Origin of the sequence: Streptomyces sp. NPDC001502 (assembly GCF_042894785.1) — a bacterium.
Classification (GTDB): domain Bacteria; phylum Actinomycetota; class Actinomycetes; order Streptomycetales; family Streptomycetaceae; genus Streptomyces; species Streptomyces kutzneri.
In genome coordinates, this window is sequence record NZ_JBIAVW010000004.1 from 305,380 (window position 1) to 322,621 (window position 17,242).

General features: G+C 71.0%; 17 protein-coding genes. 13 read left to right on the top strand and 4 right to left on the bottom strand.

The genetic code is table 11. The features are described from left to right. The first annotated feature begins 19 nt into the window (after positions 1 to 19). The 8 genes from ACFY0D_RS08655 to ACFY0D_RS08690 all read left to right on the top strand — a co-directional run bounded on the left by ACFY0D_RS08655 (position 20) and on the right by ACFY0D_RS08690 (position 6,895). Positions 20 to 268 (top strand): ATP synthase subunit C, encoded by a 249-nt coding sequence (locus ACFY0D_RS08655; RefSeq protein WP_030008695.1) that lies wholly within the window; start codon positions 20 to 22, stop codon positions 266 to 268. 40 nt (positions 269 to 308) lie between these two features. After that, positions 309 to 854: a F0F1 ATP synthase subunit B gene (locus tag ACFY0D_RS08660; RefSeq protein WP_030008696.1), complete on the top strand. Its 546-nt coding sequence runs from the start codon at positions 309 to 311 to the stop codon at positions 852 to 854. Continuing rightward, positions 851 to 1,666, top strand: coding sequence for a F0F1 ATP synthase subunit delta (locus tag ACFY0D_RS08665; RefSeq protein WP_390797621.1), 816 nt, complete (start codon positions 851 to 853; stop codon positions 1,664 to 1,666). Before ACFY0D_RS08660 ends, ACFY0D_RS08665 begins: the two co-directional genes overlap by 4 nt. 130 nt (positions 1,667 to 1,796) lie before the next feature. After that, a complete protein-coding gene (gene atpA, locus ACFY0D_RS08670) occupies positions 1,797 to 3,392 on the top strand; it encodes a F0F1 ATP synthase subunit alpha (protein ID WP_301366441.1) in 1,596 nt (531 codons plus the stop codon). A gap of 20 nt (positions 3,393 to 3,412) precedes the next feature. After that, positions 3,413 to 4,330 carry a F0F1 ATP synthase subunit gamma gene (locus ACFY0D_RS08675; RefSeq protein WP_373041106.1) on the top strand — a complete coding sequence of 306 codons (918 nt, stop codon included), beginning with the start codon at positions 3,413 to 3,415 and terminating at the stop codon, positions 4,328 to 4,330. Further along, complete coding sequence (gene atpD / locus ACFY0D_RS08680; protein ID WP_390797622.1) at positions 4,330 to 5,772, top strand: F0F1 ATP synthase subunit beta; 1,443 nt, start codon at positions 4,330 to 4,332, stop codon at positions 5,770 to 5,772. The genes ACFY0D_RS08675 and atpD overlap by 1 nt, the downstream gene beginning before the upstream one ends. A 140-nt stretch (positions 5,773 to 5,912) precedes the next feature. Further along, positions 5,913 to 6,284 (top strand): F0F1 ATP synthase subunit epsilon, encoded by a 372-nt coding sequence (locus tag ACFY0D_RS08685; RefSeq protein ID WP_030008701.1) that lies wholly within the window; start codon positions 5,913 to 5,915, stop codon positions 6,282 to 6,284. Between the two features lie 164 nt (positions 6,285 to 6,448). After that, positions 6,449 to 6,895, top strand: coding sequence for a DUF2550 domain-containing protein (locus ACFY0D_RS08690; RefSeq protein ID WP_189972913.1), 447 nt, complete (start codon positions 6,449 to 6,451; stop codon positions 6,893 to 6,895). A gap of 216 nt (positions 6,896 to 7,111) precedes the next feature. Here ACFY0D_RS08690 and ACFY0D_RS08695 read toward each other — a convergent pair whose 3' ends face one another. From ACFY0D_RS08695 to ACFY0D_RS08705, 3 genes are all read right to left on the bottom strand, one after another. Then, positions 7,112 to 8,965: a glycosyl hydrolase family 18 protein gene (locus tag ACFY0D_RS08695; protein ID WP_390797623.1), complete on the bottom strand. Its 1,854-nt coding sequence runs from the start codon at positions 8,963 to 8,965 to the stop codon at positions 7,112 to 7,114. A gap of 173 nt (positions 8,966 to 9,138) precedes the next feature. Next, complete coding sequence (locus tag ACFY0D_RS08700) at positions 9,139 to 9,792, bottom strand: response regulator (RefSeq protein ID WP_390797624.1); 654 nt, start codon at positions 9,790 to 9,792, stop codon at positions 9,139 to 9,141. Next, entirely contained in the window at positions 9,789 to 10,973 is a 1,185-nt protein-coding gene (locus ACFY0D_RS08705) for a sensor histidine kinase (RefSeq protein WP_390797625.1), read from the bottom strand. Before ACFY0D_RS08705 ends, ACFY0D_RS08700 begins: the two co-directional genes overlap by 4 nt. Before the next feature lie 163 nt (positions 10,974 to 11,136). Between ACFY0D_RS08705 and ACFY0D_RS08710 the strand changes: the two genes are divergently transcribed. After that, positions 11,137 to 11,715 carry a hypothetical protein gene (locus ACFY0D_RS08710; RefSeq protein WP_390797626.1) on the top strand — a complete coding sequence of 193 codons (579 nt, stop codon included), beginning with the start codon at positions 11,137 to 11,139 and terminating at the stop codon, positions 11,713 to 11,715. Between the two features lie 63 nt (positions 11,716 to 11,778). Here the strand turns inward: ACFY0D_RS08710 and ACFY0D_RS08715 are convergent, their stop codons facing one another. Beyond that, positions 11,779 to 12,351, bottom strand: coding sequence for a cob(I)yrinic acid a,c-diamide adenosyltransferase (locus ACFY0D_RS08715; RefSeq protein ID WP_351151244.1), 573 nt, complete (start codon positions 12,349 to 12,351; stop codon positions 11,779 to 11,781). A 104-nt stretch (positions 12,352 to 12,455) separates the two neighbouring features. On the opposite strand from ACFY0D_RS08715, the gene ACFY0D_RS08720 reads away from it, so the two are divergent. The 4 genes from ACFY0D_RS08720 (at position 12,456) to ACFY0D_RS08735 (ending at position 17,208) form a co-directional block, all read left to right on the top strand. Then, positions 12,456 to 12,998: a hypothetical protein gene (locus ACFY0D_RS08720; RefSeq protein ID WP_390797627.1), complete on the top strand. Its 543-nt coding sequence runs from the start codon at positions 12,456 to 12,458 to the stop codon at positions 12,996 to 12,998. A gap of 156 nt (positions 12,999 to 13,154) precedes the next feature. Continuing rightward, on the top strand, positions 13,155 to 14,003 hold the full coding sequence (locus ACFY0D_RS08725; protein WP_150259394.1) for a 3-hydroxyacyl-CoA dehydrogenase family protein: 849 nt from the start codon (positions 13,155 to 13,157) through the stop codon (positions 14,001 to 14,003). Between the two features lie 175 nt (positions 14,004 to 14,178). Further along, complete coding sequence (locus ACFY0D_RS08730) at positions 14,179 to 14,502, top strand: STAS domain-containing protein (RefSeq protein WP_030764081.1); 324 nt, start codon at positions 14,179 to 14,181, stop codon at positions 14,500 to 14,502. A 192-nt stretch (positions 14,503 to 14,694) separates the two neighbouring features. Beyond that, positions 14,695 to 17,208 carry an ATP-binding protein gene (locus ACFY0D_RS08735; RefSeq protein ID WP_390797628.1) on the top strand — a complete coding sequence of 838 codons (2,514 nt, stop codon included), beginning with the start codon at positions 14,695 to 14,697 and terminating at the stop codon, positions 17,206 to 17,208. Positions 17,209 to 17,242: the final 34 nt, after the last annotated feature.

A 17,242-nucleotide genomic window follows, 5' to 3' on the forward strand; every position in this document is an offset into this window, starting at 1 on the left:
AAGAGAAGGAAGAACCGGCATGTCCGCTCTCCAGACCCTCGCTGCTGGCGTCGAAATCAAGGGCAACCTCGGCTCCATCGGTTACGGCCTCGCGGCCATCGGCCCCGGCGTCGGCGTCGGCATCATCTTCGGTAACGGCACCCAGGCCCTGGCCCGCCAGCCCGAGGCCGCCGGCCTGATCCGCGCCAACCAGATCCTCGGCTTCGCCTTCTGTGAGGCGCTCGCCCTCATCGGTCTGGTCATGCCGTTCGTCTACCCGACCTCCTGATCCCGGTAGCGAACAGACCCTTTAGTCGGAAGGCACTGATGTGAACCCTCTGGTTCAGCTCGCGGCCGAAGAGGCGGAAAACCCCCTCATCCCGCCGATCCCCGAGCTCGTCATCGGTCTGATCGCCTTCGTCATCGTCTTCGGTTTCCTCGCGAAGAAGCTCCTCCCGAACATCAACAAGGTTCTGGACGAGCGTCGCGAGGCCATCGAGGGCGGTATCGAGAAGGCTGAGGCCGCTCAGACCGAGGCCCAGAGCGTGCTGGAGCAGTACAAGGCCCAGCTCGCCGAAGCCCGGCACGAGGCCGCGCGCCTGCGCCAGGAAGCGCTGGAGCAGGGCACTGCGCTCAAGGAAGAACTGCGCGCAGAGGGCCAGCGGCAGCGTGAGGAGATCATCGCTGCCGGCCACGCCCAGATCGCGGCGGACCGCAAGGCCGCCTCTCAGGCGCTGCGTCAGGACGTTGGCAAGCTCGCCACCGACCTGGCCGGAAAGCTCGTCGGCGAGTCCCTTGAGGACCACGCCCGGCAGAGCCGCACCATCGACCGCTTCCTCAGCGAGCTTGAGGAGAAGGCCGAGGCGGCCCGATGAACGGAGCGAGCCGCGAGGCGCTGGCCTCCGCGCGTGAGCGTCTCGACGCGCTGACGGACAACACGTCCGTCGACGCGGCGAAGCTCGCCGGTGAGCTGGCTGCCGTCACCGCGCTGCTCGACCGTGAGGTCTCGCTGCGTCGGGTCGTCACGGACCCGGCGCAGTCCGGCGAGGCCAAGGCCGAGCTGGCCGCTCGCCTGCTCGGCGGCCAGGTCGGCGGGGAGACCCTCGACCTGGTGTCCGGCATGGTCCGGTCCCGCTGGTCGCAGTCCCGCGACCTGGTGGACGCGCTGGAGGAGCTGGCAGCCACTGCCGACCTCACGGCGGCCCAGCAGGGTGGCGCGCTCGACAACGTCGAGGACGAGATCTTCCGCTTCGGCCGGATCGTCTCCTCGAACACCGAGCTGCGTTCCGCGCTGACCGACCGTGCGGCCTCCGCCTCCGCCAAGAGCGAGCTGCTGCGCAGCCTGCTCGGCGGCAAGGCGAACGCTGTCACCGAGCGCCTGGTGATCCGTCTTGTCACGCAGCCGCGTGGACGTAGCCTGGAAGCGGGACTGGAGTCCCTTTCCACGCTCGCCGCCGAGCGCCGCAACCGCATGGTCGCCACCGTGACCAGCGCGGTTCCGCTCAGCGACGTGCAGCGGGCGCGTCTCGGCGCGGTGCTGGCCAAGCTGTACGGCCGACAGATGCACCTGAACCTCGACGTGGACCCCGAGGTCCTCGGCGGGATCTCGGTGCGAGTCGGCGACGAGGTCATCGACGGCACCATCGCGGACCGCCTCGCCGAGGCGTCGCGCCGCATGGCCGGCTGACCAGCCACCAATAGAACAGAAGCATTCCTAGCGGCCCGGTTGGGCCGTGCAGAACTTGCAGAAGATTCCTGGGGGTCGCCCCCAGACCCCTAAGAAGCTTCAGGCCCAACAAGGAGAGCAGGGAACCCAGATGGCGGAGCTCACGATCCGGCCGGAGGAGATCCGGGACGCACTGGAGAACTTTGTCCAGTCGTACCAGCCGGACGCGGCCTCGCGCGAGGAGGTCGGAACGGTCAGCGTTGCCGGCGACGGCATCGCGAAGGTGGAGGGTCTGCCCTCCGCCATGGCGAACGAGCTGCTGAAGTTCGAGGATGGCACCCTCGGTCTCGCCCTCAACCTTGAGGAGCGCGAGATCGGTGCGGTCGTCCTCGGCGAGTTCAGCGGTATCGAGGAGGGCCAGCCGGTGCAGCGCACCGGTGAGGTGCTCTCGGTCGGCGTCGGCGAGGGCTACCTCGGCCGCGTCGTCGACCCGCTCGGCAACCCGATCGACGGTCTCGGCGAGATCGCGACCGAAGGCCGTCGCGCCCTGGAGCTGCAGGCTCCGGGCGTCATGGTCCGTAAGTCGGTCCACGAGCCGATGCAGACCGGCTACAAGGCCATCGACGCCATGGTGCCCGTCGGCCGTGGCCAGCGTCAGCTGATCATCGGTGACCGTCAGACGGGTAAGACCGCTCTGGCCGTCGACACGATCATCAACCAGCGCGACAACTGGCGCTCGGGCGACGTGAACAAGCAGGTTCGCTGCATCTACGTCGCCATCGGCCAGAAGGGCTCGACCATCGCGTCCGTTCGCGGCGCCCTGGAAGACGCCGGTGCGCTCGAGTACACGACGATCGTCGCCGCCCCGGCGTCCGACCCGGCCGGCTTCAAGTACCTGGCGCCGTACACCGGTTCCGCCATCGGCCAGCACTGGATGTACGCCGGCAAGCACGTCCTGATCATCTTCGACGACCTGTCGAAGCAGGCCGACGCCTACCGCGCCGTGTCGCTGCTGCTGCGCCGCCCGCCGGGCCGCGAGGCCTACCCGGGTGACGTCTTCTACCTGCACTCCCGTCTGCTGGAGCGCTGCGCGAAGCTGTCCGACGACATGGGCGCCGGTTCGATGACCGGTCTGCCGATCGTCGAGACCAAGGCGAACGACGTGTCGGCGTTCATCCCGACCAACGTCATCTCCATCACCGACGGCCAGTGCTTCCTGGAGTCCGACCTGTTCAACGCGGGCCAGCGCCCGGCGCTGAACGTCGGTATCTCGGTCTCCCGCGTCGGTGGCTCCGCCCAGCACAAGGCCATGAAGCAGGTTTCCGGCCGTCTGCGTCTGGACCTGGCCCAGTACCGCGAGCTGGAGGCGTTCGCCGCCTTCGGTTCCGACCTGGACGCCGCGTCGAAGGCTTCGCTGGAGCGCGGCAAGCGTCTGGTCGAGCTGCTGAAGCAGGGCCAGTACCAGCCGATGCCCGTCGAGGAGCAGGTCGTCTCCGTCTGGGCCGGCACCACCGGCAAGATGGACGACGTCCCGGTCAACGACATCCGTCGCTTCGAGTCGGAGCTGCTGGAGCACCTGCGCCGCGAGCGCAAGGACCTCCTCACCTCCATCTCCGAGGGCGGCAAGATGTCGGACGACACGCTGACGTCGATCGCTGACGCCATCGCCGGCTTCAAGCGCCAGTTCGAGACCTCGGACGGCAAGCTCCTGGGCGAGGACGCACCGGCCGTCAACGTCTCCAAGTGACGACGGAAGGGACCTGACTCATGGGAGCGCAGCTCCGGGTCTACAAGCGTCGCATCCGTGCCATCACGGCGACCAAGAAGATCACCAAGGCGATGGAGATGATCGCCGCCTCGCGCATCGTCAAGGCGCAGCGCAAGGTGGCGGCATCGATGCCGTACGCGACCGAGCTCACCCGTGCGGTGACCGCGGTGGCGACCGGCTCGAACACCAAGCACGCCCTGACCACCGAGGTCGAGACGCCGACCCGTGCCGCGATCCTGCTCATCACGAGCGACCGCGGTCTGGCCGGCGGCTACTCCTCGAACGCCATCAAGCAGGCGGAGCGGCTCACCGAGCGGCTGCGCGCTGAGGGCAAGGACGTCGACACCTACATCGTCGGCCGCAAGGGTCTGGCCTACTACGGCTTCCGTGAGCGCAAGGTCGCGGATTCGTGGACCGGCTTCACCGACAGCCCGGCCTACGCCGACGCCAAGCGCGTCGCGGGGCCGCTGATCGAAGCCATCCAGACGGAGACGGCCGAGGGTGGCGTCGACGAGCTGCACATCGTCTACACGGAATTCGTGTCGATGATGACGCAGAACCCGGTCGACGGCCGGATGCTGCCGCTCAGCCTTGACCAGGCTCCGGAGGAGACCGGCGCGAAGGGCGAGATCCTTCCGCTGTTCGACTTCGAGCCGTCGGCGGAGGACGTCCTCGACGCCCTGCTGCCGCGCTACGTCGAGAGCCGTATCTACAACGCACTGCTGCAGTCGGCCGCTTCCGAGCACGCCGCCCGCCGCCGCGCGATGAAGGCGGCGACCGACAACGCCGGAGACCTCATCAAGAGCCTCTCCCGGCTTGCCAACGCGGCCCGCCAGGCCGAAATCACCCAGGAAATCAGCGAGATCGTCGGTGGCGCGAGCGCCATGGCTGACGCGACCGCGGGGAGTGACAAGTAATGACGACCACTGTTGAGACGGCCGCCGCCACGGGCCGCGTCGCCCGGGTCATCGGCCCGGTCGTCGACGTGGAGTTCCCCGTCGACGCCATGCCCGAGATCTACAACGCCCTCAAGGTCCAGGTCTCCGACCCGGCCGAGGACGGCGCGCTCAAGACCCTGACCCTTGAGGTCGCGCAGCACCTGGGTGACGGCCTCGTCCGTACCATCTCGATGCAGCCGACCGACGGTCTGGTCCGCCAGGCCCCGGTGACCGACACGGGCGAGGGCATCACCGTCCCCGTCGGTGACTTCACCAAGGGCAAGGTGTTCAACACCCTCGGTGAGGTGCTGAACTACCCGGAGGAGAACGCCAACGTCACCGAGCGCTGGCCGATCCACCGCAAGGCCCCTCGCTTCGACGAGCTTGAGTCGAAGACCGAGATGTTCGAGACCGGCGTCAAGGTCATCGACCTTCTCACCCCGTACGTCAAGGGTGGAAAGATCGGTCTGTTCGGTGGTGCCGGTGTCGGCAAGACCGTTCTGATCCAGGAAATGATCTACCGCGTCGCCAACAACCACGATGGTGTGTCGGTGTTCGCGGGCGTCGGTGAGCGTACCCGTGAGGGCAACGACCTCATCGAGGAAATGGCCGAATCCGGCGTCATCGACAAGACGGCGCTTGTCTTCGGCCAGATGGACGAGCCCCCGGGCACCCGTCTGCGCGTCGCCCTTGCCGGTCTGACCATGGCGGAGTACTTCCGCGATGTGCAGAAGCAGGACGTGCTGTTCTTCATCGACAACATCTTCCGGTACACCCAGGCGGGTTCCGAGGTGTCGACCCTGCTCGGCCGTATGCCCTCCGCGGTGGGTTACCAGCCGAACCTGGCCGACGAGATGGGTCTCCTCCAGGAGCGCATCACCTCGACCCGTGGTCACTCGATCACCTCGATGCAGGCGATCTACGTCCCCGCGGACGACCTGACCGACCCGGCGCCGGCGACCACCTTCGCCCACCTCGACGCGACGACGGTTCTTTCCCGTCCGATCTCCGAGAAGGGCATCTACCCGGCCGTGGACCCGCTGGACTCGACGTCCCGCATCCTCGACCCGCGGTACATCGCGGCGGACCACTACGCCACGGCGATGCGCGTCAAGGGGATCCTGCAGAAGTACAAGGACCTCCAGGACATCATCGCGATCCTCGGTATCGACGAGCTGGGCGAGGAGGACAAGCTCGTTGTCCACCGTGCCCGTCGCGTCGAGCGCTTCCTGTCGCAGAACACCCACGTGGCGAAGCAGTTCACCGGCGTGGACGGTTCGGACGTTCCGCTCGACGAGTCGATCGTCGCGTTCAACGCGATCTGCGACGGCGACTACGACCACTTCCCCGAGCAGGCGTTCTTCCTGTGCGGTGGCATCGAGGACCTGAAGGCCAACGCCAAGGAGCTGGGCGTCTCCTGATCCGGCGCGCTCCTCACGGAGCGCATCCGGTTCGCACGTTCCGAGGAGAGGGGCGGGTGTGTCCCGTCCCTCTCCCCACGCCCATTAGAATTTGACCCAACACCCGGCCGACCCGCCGGGTGGTGACCCGAGGAGCCACCTTGGCTGCTGAGCTGCACGTCGAGCTGGTCGCGGCGGACCGCAATGTCTGGTCCGGCGAGGCCACCCTTGTTGTCGCCCGCACCACGTCCGGCGACATCGGCGTCATGCCCGGTCACCAGCCGCTTCTCGGTGTGCTGGAATCGGGCCCGGTGACCATCCGCACCAGCGACGGCAACACGGTCGTCGCCGCGGTGCACGGCGGTTTCATCTCGTTCGCGGACAACAAGCTGTCCCTGCTGGCCGAGATCGCCGAGCTCGCGGACGAGATCGACGTCCAGCGTGCGGAGCGGGCACTGGAGCGCGCGAAGGCGGAGGCCGATGCGGCCGCCGAGCGTCGCGCTGATGTCCGGCTGCGCGCCGTAACGGGCTGAACGCCCGTCGGAGTTTGATCGTTTGAGTCCCGGGGGGGCGACCGCCGGGACTCGGCAGACCTCAGCCGCGGTCCGTGCTGGAATTTTCCAGACCGGGTCGCGGCTGAGGCGATGCAGGTCCGTTTTTTCTCATGTGTATTCGATGAGCGAGGAGGTCGGTGAAGATGCTCCTCGCTCTGCTTGTGAGCGGCCTGGTCGTAACCCTGGTGGTGATCGGGCTGTTTGTCTTCGGGCTGCGCCGCAGACTCATCCAGCGGTCCGGCGGCACCTTCGACTGCAGCATGCGCTGGGGTGTGTCCGAGGAGCCCGACATCTCCGGCAAGGGCTGGGTGTACGGGGTCGCTCGCTACAGCGGTGACCGGATCGAGTGGTTCCGGGTGTTCTCGTACTCCCCGCGCCCGCGCCGGCTGCTGGAGCGGTCCTCCATCGAGGTCGTCGCCCGCCGTGCCCCGGAGGGCGAGGAGGAGCTGGCCCTGCTCTCCGACGCCGTCGTGCTCGGCTGTCTCCACCGGGGGACCCGCCTGGAGCTGGCGATGAGCGAGGACGCGCTGACCGGCTTCCTCGCCTGGCTGGAGGCGGCGCCTCCTGGCCAACGGGTGAATGTGGCCTGAGGATCCTTGCCCGTTGCCTGGGGGTCCCCCCGGACGAAGTCTGGGGGCGGGTGAATGTGGCCTGAGGATCCTTGCCCGTTGCCTGGGGGTCCCCCCGGACGAAGTCTGGGGGCGGGTGAATGTGGCCTGAAGATCCTTGCCCGTTGTCCGGGGGCCTCGTCTGGACGATGAGAAGCCGGGGAGACGGGGGCGGACCCGTCTCCCCGGCTTCGGTCTTTACTGCAGCCCGGTGTGGATCGCGTTCGCGAGCTCACCGTTCGCGGTGTCGCCGCTGAACTCCCAGAAGAAGGCTCCCTTGAGGCCCTGCTGCTTGGCCCAGGTCATCTTCCCGGCGATCGTGGCGGGGGTGTCGTAGCTCCACCAGTTGCTTCCGCACTTGGCGTAGGCCGTGCCGGCGACGGTGCCGGTGGCCGGGCAGCTGGTCTTGAGCACCTTGTAGTCCTCGATGCCCTGCTCGTACGTGCCCGGCGCGGGTCCGGTGGCGGTGCCGCCGGGGGCCGCCTGGGTCACTCCGGTCCAGCCGCGGCCGTAGAAGCCGATGCCGAGGTTGAGCTTGGCGCCGGCGACGCCCTTGGCCTTGAGCTTGGCGATGGCGTCGGCCGAGTTGAAGCCGGCCTGCGGGATGCCCGCGTAGGAGGTGAGCGGGGAGTGCGGGGCCGTCGGGCCCTGGGCCGCCCAGGCGCCGAAGAAGTCGTACGTCATGACGTTGTAGAAGTCGACGTACTGCGCGGCGCCGCCGTAGTCGGCCGCGTCGATCTTGCCGCCGCTGGAGGCGTCGGCGGTGATGGCCGCGGTGACCAGGTTGTTCGCGCCGAACTTGGCCCGGGTCGCCTGCATCAGGTTCTTGAAGGCGGCCGCTCCGCTGGTGTCGCAGGACAGGCCGCAGGCGTTCGGGTACTCCCAGTCCAGGTCGATGCCGTCGAAGACGTCGGCCCAGCGCGGGTCCTCGACCAGGTTGTAGCAGGACTGGGCGAAGGCGGTCGGGTTGGCGGCGGCCTGCGGGAAGCCGCCGGACCAGGTCCAGCCGCCGAAGGACCACAGGATCTTGATGTTCGGGTAGGCCTTCTTCAGCTTGCGCAGCTGGTTGAAGTTGCCGCGCAGCGGCTGGTCCCAGGTGTCGGCGACGCCGTCGACGCTCTGGTCGGCGGTGTAGGCCTTGTCGTAGTCGGCGTAGGCGTCACCGATGGTGCACTGGCCGTTCTGGACGTTGCCGAAGGCGTAGTTGATGTGGGTGATCTTGCCCGCGGTGCCGGAGGTGACCAGGTTCTTCACGTGGTAGTTGCGGCCGTAGACGCCCCAGTTGGTGAAGTAGCCGAGCTTGACCTTGCCGCCCGGGTCCGGGGGGATGACCCCGCCGGTCGTCGTCACCGTGGCCGAGCCGGAGGAGGGGCCGGTCTGGTCGATGGTGTCGTGGGCGGTGACGCTGTACGTGTACGTCGTGCCCTTGGTCAGGCCGGAGTCGGCGTAGCTGGTCCCGGTGACGGTGGCGATCTTGGCGGCGCCCCGGTAGACGTCGTAGTTCTTGACGCCCTTGTCGTCCGTGGCGGGGGTCCAGGTCAGGGTGAGCGAGGTGTCGGCGACGTTGCTCGCGGTGGGGGTGCCGGGAGCGGTGGGGGGAGTGTCGCCGGGCTGGGTGCCGCCGTCGCAGGAGGCGCCGTTGATCTTGCAGCCGGACGGGGCGCCGCCGCCGGCGCCGTTGAAGCCGAAGCTGGCGGTGGCGCCGGGGGCGAGGGTGCCGTTCCAGCCGAGGTTCTTGGCGGTCCAGTGGGTGCCCGAGCTGGTGACGGTGGCGTCCCAGGCCGAGGTGACCGAGGTGCCCGCCGGGTAGTCCCACTCCACGGTCCAGCTGCTGAGGGTGGTGGTGCCGGTGTTCTTCACCACCCACTTGCCCTCGAAGCCGGAGCCCCAGTCGGAGACCTTGGTGTACGTCGCCGTCGCCGAGGCGGCCGCCTGGGCCGGGCCGGCCAGGGCGACGAGTCCGCTGACGGGCAGGGCGAGCGCGGCCACGATCGCCGCGACTCGGCTGAAGAACCGGGTGCGCCTGGTGCGGGGTGGGGATGCTGTGCTCAAGGGTGATCCTCCGTAGGTCCGTCGCGGTCGTGGGGGCCGACTACGACATGGGGGTGGGACCTGCGCCGCCCGTGAGCACGCTTTGTCATGGCACGCTCACCACAGTGTTGCGGCGAGCGTAGAAAGGTCTGGACCAACCGTCAAGAGGTCCAGACCGGTGCGCGCCCGTCCGTCTATATCCCCAACTCCTGCGCCAGCACCGCCGCTTGGAGCCTGCTGCGCAGCTCCAGCTTGCCGAGCAGCCTGCTGACGTGCGTTTTGGCCGTCGCCTCCGCCATCTCCAGGCGCACGGCGATCTCCGCGTTCGACAGGCCCTCGCCCAGCGCGCTCAGCACCTCCCGCTCCCGCCGCGTGAGGGAGGCGACCGCCGCGGCCCGCTCCGGCGCCGGGGCGGGCCGCGCCGGGCGGGGCGCCGCGAACTCCGCGATCAGCCGTCTGGTCACCGCCGGGGCGATCAGGCCCTCCCCGCGCGCGACGGTCCGTACCGCCCCGATCAGCTCGGCGGCGTCCGCGTTCTTCAGCAGGAAGCCCGCGGCCCCCGCCCGCAGCGCCCCGAAGACGTATTCGTCGAGGTCGAAGGTGGTCAGCACCAGGACGTCGGCCAGGCCCTCCGAGACCACCTGACGGGTCGCGGACACCCCGTCGAGCCGGGGCATCTGCACATCCATGAGGACGAGATCCGGCCGTAGCTCCCGGGCCAGGCGCACCGCTTCCTCGCCGTCGCCCGCCTCGCCCACCACCTCCACGTCGCCCGCGCTGCGCAGGATGAGCACCAGCCCCGCCCGGACCGCGCCCTGATCCTCCGCCACCACCACCCGAATGGTCATGCCTCCACCGCCTTCTCCTCCGCGGGCAGTGTCGCCCGTACCTGCCACACCGCACCGGACCGCCCCGCCGTGAACTCCCCGCCCAGCAGCTCCGTCCGCTCCCGCATGCCGATCAGCCCGGCCCCCGAGCCCGGGGCGCGGGGGCCCGGCCGGTCCCCGAAGGGCGAGTCCACCGCCACGGTCAGCAGCCCGTCGGTGTGCGCCACGCGGACCGTGACGGTGCCCGGGGCGGCGTGCTTGAGGGCGTTGGTCAGCGACTCCTGGACGATCCGGTACGCGGCCAGCTCCACGGGCGCCGCCGCCGGCTCCCCGGAGGTGCGGTCGTCGTGGAGCGCGAACGTCAGCCCGCTCGCCGAGCCGTTGGTCCTGGCCTGCCCGAGCAGTGCGTCCAGGCCGTCCAGCGAGGGCACGGCGACCGGCTCCTTGTCGCCGCCGGCATCCCGCAGAAGCCCGATCAGCCGACGCATTTCGGCCAGCCCCTGCACGCTGTTCTCGCGGATCACCCCGAGCGCGTCCCGGCTCGTCGTGGCCGTGTCGATGGAGAGCGCGGCGGTGGAGTGGATGGCGATGGCGGAGAGGTGGTTGGCCACCATGTCGTGCAGCTCCCGGGCCATCCGGGCGCGTTCGGCGGCCACGGCCTGGCTGCGGTCCATCTCGGCCAGCAGCGCGGTCTGCTCGGCGCGCAGCCGGGCCGCCTCGGCGGCCTCACGGTGGTTGCGCAGGGTGGCGCCGGTCAGGGCCGGGCCGAAGCTCACGATGCCGGTGACCGCGCCGATCAGCAGGGCCTGCGGGGTACGCAGCCAGGCCAGCGAGGCGATGGTGACCACGACGGTGATCAGGCCGGTGGTGACCGGGAGCCGCCGGGCCATGGCCGGTTTTCCGTACACGACGGCGGCGTACATCAGGTCGGTGAAGATCACGACGGTGGCGAGGTTGCCGACCGTGAACTGGTCGGCGATCACTCCGACGGTGCCGACGGTCAGGGTCAGATTCGGCTTGGTGCGGCGCAGCAGCTCCATCGAGCCGAGGGCCACGAGGGGGACCAGGGCCGCCCAGGCCGGCAGGAAGCCCCGGCCGGGGCTGCTGTAGACCCCGAGCGACCAGAAGGCCAGGCCCGCGGCCGTACTGACCACCGCGAGGAAGACGTCGTCACGGTGGGGGCGCAGGCTCTTCTCGGTCACGTTCCCATCCAACAGGGTGCGCGGGCCCCGCACGTCGGCGGAGAGGCCGAGGCGCGGGTACATCGAACGATGCAGGCCCACATGGTCAATGGAGACGACGTATCGGGCCCGGCCGGACGGGAGTCTGGGAGGGAACGGAGAACCCGAGCGGACGGAGAGTCCCATGATCGTCGCGCTGATCATCGCCTGTGAGGTCGGCTTCTGGGTACTGCTGGCGGCCGGCCTGGCGCTGCGCTACCTCGCGAAGATGCCCAGGCTGGGGGCGGCGGTCCTGCTGTGTGAGCCGCTGATGGAGCTGGTCCTGCTGGTGGTCACCACGCTCGACCTCAAGAACGGCGCCGAGCCGGACTGGAAGCACGGACTGGCCGCCCTGTACATCGGCTACACCGTCGCCTACGGCCACTACACGATCAAGTGGCTCGACGGGCACGCCGCGTACCGGCTGGCCGGGGGACCGAGGCCGGCGGGTCCCGGGTACGGGAAGGCGCGGGCCACGCACGAGTGGAAGCTCTGGGTCCGTACGGTGATCGCCGCCGCCGTCGCCCTGACGCTGCTGCAGGTGGCGATCTGGTACGTGGGCGACGCGGGCGACGTCAGCTCGCTCCAGGGCTGGCAGTCCGGCGCCCTGCGGGCGGTCGGGATCCACGCCCTGGTCGCCGTGGGGTACACGATCTGGCCGAGCAAGGCCCCGGCCGTCCCGGACGACGCCGGGGAGCGGCCGCTCGCCCGGACCGAGCGTTAGGGGGTGCTTGCCGGTCAGGCCGGGCTCGTGGCGTGACCGGCAAGACACCCCCTCGCGCCAGCGCTAGCGCTCGCCACCCGGCACCCACAGAACGTCCCCGACCTCCTTGTTGGCCACCCGGGCCAGGATGAACAGGAGGTCGGAGAGCCGGTTCAGGTAGGTGGCGGTCAGCGGGTTCATCACCTCGCCGTGGACCTCCAGCGCCGCCCACGTCGAACGCTCGGCACGCCGCACCACCGTGCAGGCCTGGTGCAGCAGGGCCGCACCGGGGGTGCCGCCGGGGAGGATGAAGCTGCGCAGCTTCTCCACCTGCTCCAGGAAGTGGTCGCAGTCCGCCTCCAGCTTGTCCACGTAGAACTGCTCGACGCGCAGCGGCGGGTACTCCGGGTTCTCGACCACCGGGGTGCACAGGTCCGCGCCGACGTCGAACAGGTCGTTCTGCACGCGGACCAGGACCTTCACCACGTCCGCAGACAGCCCGCCGAGCGCGATCGCCGTCCCGATGGCCGCGTTGGCCTCGTTGGCGTCGGCGTACGCGGAGATCCGCAGGTCGGTCTTGGCGGTGCGGCTCATGTCGCCCAGGGCGGTCGTGCCCTTGTCGCCGGTACGGGTGTAGATGCGCGTGAGGTTCACCATGCGGCCAGGGTAGACGGGCCCGCCGGGAAAATTCCGGGCGAGGTCACCGCTGCCCGCGTACCGTCCGGTGGGGGCCGCGGGCCCCGGGACGGAGGAGCGGCGAAGTGGCCGACGTGTACTACATCTGGCGCCTGGCCGAGGCCGCCCAGCAGATCGATCTCCTGGCGGGCTTCCTCGCCAACCGGCACGGGCAGCGGGACCCGGACGTCCTCGGTGGACCGGCCGCGTGCGCCGGGGCCGGGCGCGCGGCGGTGGCAGCCGGGCGCCTGGGGGAGGCCCTCGACTGCCTCGACGACCTGCGCGAGCACGCCGCCGCCTGGGCGGGCCATCCGCACCATCCGGGCGAACCGGGCGCCGCCGAGCACGACGCGAGGGTCTGGGACTACGCGAAGGACATGCTGCGCGCGGAGCACGGGCCCGCGCCGACGTACCTCCCCACGGCCCGCGACATCGTGGGGCGGCTCCACTTCCTGCAACGGCAGATCTGTGCGCGGCCGCAGGCGGACGCGCAGGCCAGGGCCGACGCGCACTACCTCGTGGGCCGGGGCGTCATGGCCGTCGAGATCGGCCGCCTGGGGGCGGCGCGCAAGGAGCTGAGGCGGCTGCGCGCACTGGCCGAGAAGTGCACCGGGGCCGACGGCGGGTGAACTGGACGGCCGGGCAGGGCTGCTGGGCCGTACCGGTGTGATGTCCGTCATCTGAGACGTGACGCGTGTTACTTCACGGTCACACCGCACCGCCCGGGCGCTAGTCTCCGCCGGAGTGGCTACGTGACTGTGCCGTAGGGAAACGAGGGGTGTGTAGTGGCTGGGAAGCTCGCCGTCATCGGTGCCGGACTCATGGGTTCCGGAATCGCGCAGGTCTCCGCTCAGGCGGGTTGGGACGTCGTACTCCGTGACGTCACCGAGGCCGCGCTGACCCGTGGCACGGACGGAATCAAGGCCTCCTACGACAAGTTCGTCTCCAAGGGCAAGCTGACGGCCGAGGACGCCGAGGCGGCGCTCGCCCGCATCACCACCACCACGGACCTCGACGCGGTCGCCGATGTCGACATCGTGGTGGAGGCGGCCTTCGAGAAGATCGAGATCAAGCACGAGATCTTCCGCGCCCTGGACAAGATCGTCCGCGAGGACACGATCCTCGCCTCCAACACCTCCGCCATCCCGATCACGAAGATCGCGGCCGTGACGGAGCGTCCGGAGCGGGTCGTCGGCGCCCACTTCTTCTCGCCCGTCCCGATGATGCAGCTGTGCGAGCTCGTGCGCGGCTACAAGACGAGCGACGAAACCCTCGCCACCACCCGGGCGTTCGCCGAGTCCGTCGGCAAGACCTGCATCGTCGTCAACCGCGACGTCGCCGGCTTCGTGACGACCCGCCTGATCTCCGCGCTGGTCGTCGAGGCCGCCAAGCTGTACGAGTCGGGCGTGGCCTCCGCCGAGGACATCGACATCGCCTGCAAGCTCGGCTTCGGGCACGCGATGGGCCCCCTGGCCACCGCCGACCTCACGGGCGTCGACATCCTGCTGCACGCCACCAGCAACATCTACACCGAGTCCCAGGACGAGAAGTTCGCCCCGCCGGAGCTCATGCGCCGGATGGTGGACGCCGGGGACATCGGCCGCAAGAGCGGCCAGGGCTTCTACAAGCACTGAGGCCTGGCCCTGCCACGGAGCACCACCGTTCGAATGCCGTCACCCCCCAGGGTGAATTAGGTATCGGTTCGCTCACGGTCGGCAACTTCCCTGCCCGTGGGGCAGTCAGTTGCAGTGAGAGTTGCCGACCACGGACCAGTCGGACCATACGTACGCAGTACCGCCGGGAGTACACATGCACATCAGGGGCGACCACGCCGAACTCGCTGTCGGGGGCCGCCTCGACGTGCGCAGCGCGGCGGACGCCCGTACGGCCCTCCACTCCGCCCTCGACGACGGACAGGGCGATCTCGTCCTCGATCTCACGGGGCTCGACTCCTGGGACGCGACCGGCCTCGGCGTGATCATGGGAGCGCACCGCCGGGCCGGCCGGACCGGCCGGCGCCTGGTCCTGCGCGGCGTGCCGCCGCAGATGCAGCGGCTGCTCGTCGCGACCCGGCTGCACCGGATCCTCGCGATCGAAGGCGGCCTGGAAGCCGAGTCCCTGCCCCGCGTCTGACCGGCAGGCCGCTGACCTCCGTATTCCCTGCGCAAACGTAACGGTCCGGTGGTGATCGCCCCCCTGCGGTTTCCCGCACGACCGGCCACGGTCTAGGGTTCGGGCGGAAACCGGACCGGTGGCGACAGCGGGTGCGCGAAGGCCGGGCGGTACGACGGCGAGGCGCGCGGCCCGCGATCGGGGGACTGGGTCATGGACCGTACACAGGGGCAGACCGAGCAGCACGAGCAGCCCACGGGCGGCTCCGCGCCCGCGGCGCCCACCGCGGCCGCCACACCCGCGGCGGCCGGGCCCGCCCGGGTCGTCAGCCTGACCGCGGGTGAGTTCGCCCTCACCGTCAACCCGGTCGACGGCAGCGAGATAGAACCGCTGCGCCCCGGCACCGAGCCGGCCCGGCCCGCCAAGCGCGACGCGGCCGCCCGTGCGGCCCGCGCCGCCGCCGCACGGCCGCCCGTACTGCCGGGCCCCGCCGCCCCCGCCCGCCCCCTGCCGGCGCGCGAGGAGGAGCGGGAGCGGCTGGTGCGCCTGCTGGGCCGGGGCCGCTCCGTACGGCTGACCGGTCCCTCGGGATCCGGCCGCAGCGCCCTGCTCGACGCGGTCGCCGACCGGTGCGAGGGCCTCGCGCCCGACGGCGTCGTACGGCTCAGCGGATACGGGCACCAGCAGCCCGGGGAACTGCTCCACGCCCTCTACGCGACCGTGTACGAGGCCGAGCGGCAGCGCCCCGGAAGGGCCGAGCTCCTGGCCCGCGTACGGGAGATAGGCGCCGTCGTCCTCCTGGACGACCTGGAGATGGGCGGGCCCGCCCTCGACGAGCTGATGCGGGCCACCCCCGAATGCGCCTACCTGCTGGCCGCGACCCCGGACACCCGGGCCCCCTCCGACGACTCGCACATCGAGGAGGTCTTCCTCGCCGGACTGGGCAAGGCCGACTGCCTGGAACTGCTGGAGGCGGGCGTCGGACGGCCGCTGACGGACGAGGAGACCGCCTGGGCGGGGGACCTGCGCTTCGCCTCCGAGGGGCTGCCCCTGCGCTTCGTACAGGCCGCCGCGCTGCTGCGGCAGCGGGACGAGCTCAACCACAGCGACGAGGACGACGAGGAGGAGGAGCCCGGCGTCTTCGAGGAGCGCCCGCGCGACGCCGTGCACGTACCGCTGCCGACCCTCGCCGAGGGCGCAGCCCCGGCGGAGCTGCTGGCCTCGCGGGTCAGCGAGTCGGCGCGCGCGGCCCTGCGGATCGCGTGCGCGCTGGGCGGCGAGCTGCCGCACCACGCGCACCTGCCCGCGCTGGTGGGGGACACCCACGCCGACACGGCGGTGGCGGAGCTGCTGGCCTGCGGGCTGCTGACGCCCGTCGGGACGCGGTACCGGCTGGCGTCGGGCGTCGCACGGCAGCTGGAGGAGGTCGGCTACGGGGACACCGCGTCGGAGGAGGCCCGTACGGCCGCCCGGCACTACGCCTGGTGGACCGGGCACGCCTCGGTGGTCCCGGCGCGCGTCGCGGCGGAGGCGGACGCGGTGCTGGCGGCGCTGGCCGGTGCGGACGTGGTCGCGGCGGTGCTGCTGGCGCGCACGGCGGCTCCGGCGTTCGCGGCCTCGCTGCACTGGGAGGCCTGGGAGCGCGTGCTGCGCTCGGGAGCGGAGGCCGCGCGCAAGGCCGGCGAGGTCGCCGAGCAGGCCTACTTCCACCACGAACTCGGTGTGCTGGCCCTGTGCGAGGAGCGGCTGGACCGGGCGCGGGCCGAGCTGGAGACCTCGATCGGGCTGCGGGGCGCCCTGGCGGACAAGCGGGGCACGGTCGCGGGGCGGCGGGCGCTGGCGCTCGTCGTCGACCGGGAGACGGCCGGGGCGGCGGTGTCGCCCCCGCTGCGACTGGAGGCGCCCGCCGCTCCGGCGGCGGCTCCGGAGGCCGTCACGGTGGCCACCCCGGCCGCTCCCGCCCCCAAGGCGGCGGCCGGCCCCAAGGCCGCTCCCGCCCCCAAGGCCGCCCCCGGCCCCAAGGCGGCGGCTGCGGCGGCCTCCGAGACACCCACGGCCAAGGTGGCCCCCGTGGCCCCCGGGGCCCGCGTCGCCCCCGTGGTCCCGGTCTCCGCCGAGGCGGTGACCCGGATGACCCCCGTCGTGCCGGTGACCGCCCGCTCCGAGACGCCCACGAAGCTGTCCGAGGTCTTCGAGGACGCCTTCCCGCTGAATCCGAAGCCCGCGCCGCCCGCCGCGCCCCGGCCCGCCACCGCCCCGGCCCCGGCGGCCCGCGGCCGTCGCCGGCTCGTGCTGCTGGCCGGCGCGGGCGCGCTGACGGTGGTGGCGCTGGGCACCGTCGTGAGCCTGGCGCTGAGTTCCTCGGACACCGCGCCGCCGGCGCAGGAACCGGCGGTGTCCGCCACCCCCGCGGTCACGGAGTCCGCCACGACCGCCGTCAACAGCGGGAACGATCCTGCACCGGAGCCGCCCGTGTCGGCCCCGCCCGCGGAAACCCCGGAGCCCGGGCAGAGCGTCGCCCCGACCCCGGGCCGCAGTCCTGCCCGTACCCCGTCGCGCCGCCCGTCCCCGACGCCGCCGAAGTCCCCGCCGGCGACGTCCGTTTCGCCGCCGCCGACGACGAGCGCGGAGCCCTCGCCCACCCCGACGGAGACCGCCGCGCCCTCGCCGACGGCCACCACCCAGACGGGTACGGGCACGGCGGTCTCACCGGCCACGGACCGGTGAACGACGACGGCTCCGTCCCTCGGGACGGAGCCGT

Bases quoted from the DNA above. Each gene is read 5' to 3' on its own strand.
- ACFY0D_RS08715 (WP_351151244.1), bottom strand. From the start codon at position 12,351: ATGGTGAACCTCACGCGCATCTACACCCGTACCGGCGACAAGGGCACG.
- ACFY0D_RS08655 (WP_030008695.1), top strand. From the start codon at position 20: ATGTCCGCTCTCCAGACCCTCGCTGCTGGCGTCGAAATCAAGGGCAAC.
- ACFY0D_RS08710 (WP_390797626.1), top strand. From the start codon at position 11,137: ATGATCGTCGCGCTGATCATCGCCTGTGAGGTCGGCTTCTGGGTACTG.
- ACFY0D_RS08730 (WP_030764081.1), top strand. From the start codon at position 14,179: ATGCACATCAGGGGCGACCACGCCGAACTCGCTGTCGGGGGCCGCCTC.
- ACFY0D_RS08690 (WP_189972913.1), top strand. From the start codon at position 6,449: ATGCTCCTCGCTCTGCTTGTGAGCGGCCTGGTCGTAACCCTGGTGGTG.
- atpA (WP_301366441.1), top strand. From the start codon at position 1,797: ATGGCGGAGCTCACGATCCGGCCGGAGGAGATCCGGGACGCACTGGAG.
- ACFY0D_RS08665 (WP_390797621.1), top strand. From the start codon at position 851: ATGAACGGAGCGAGCCGCGAGGCGCTGGCCTCCGCGCGTGAGCGTCTC.
- atpD (WP_390797622.1), top strand. From the start codon at position 4,330: ATGACGACCACTGTTGAGACGGCCGCCGCCACGGGCCGCGTCGCCCGG.
- ACFY0D_RS08735 (WP_390797628.1), top strand. From the start codon at position 14,695: ATGGACCGTACACAGGGGCAGACCGAGCAGCACGAGCAGCCCACGGGC.
- ACFY0D_RS08700 (WP_390797624.1), bottom strand. From the start codon at position 9,792: ATGACCATTCGGGTGGTGGTGGCGGAGGATCAGGGCGCGGTCCGGGCG.
- ACFY0D_RS08675 (WP_373041106.1), top strand. From the start codon at position 3,413: ATGGGAGCGCAGCTCCGGGTCTACAAGCGTCGCATCCGTGCCATCACG.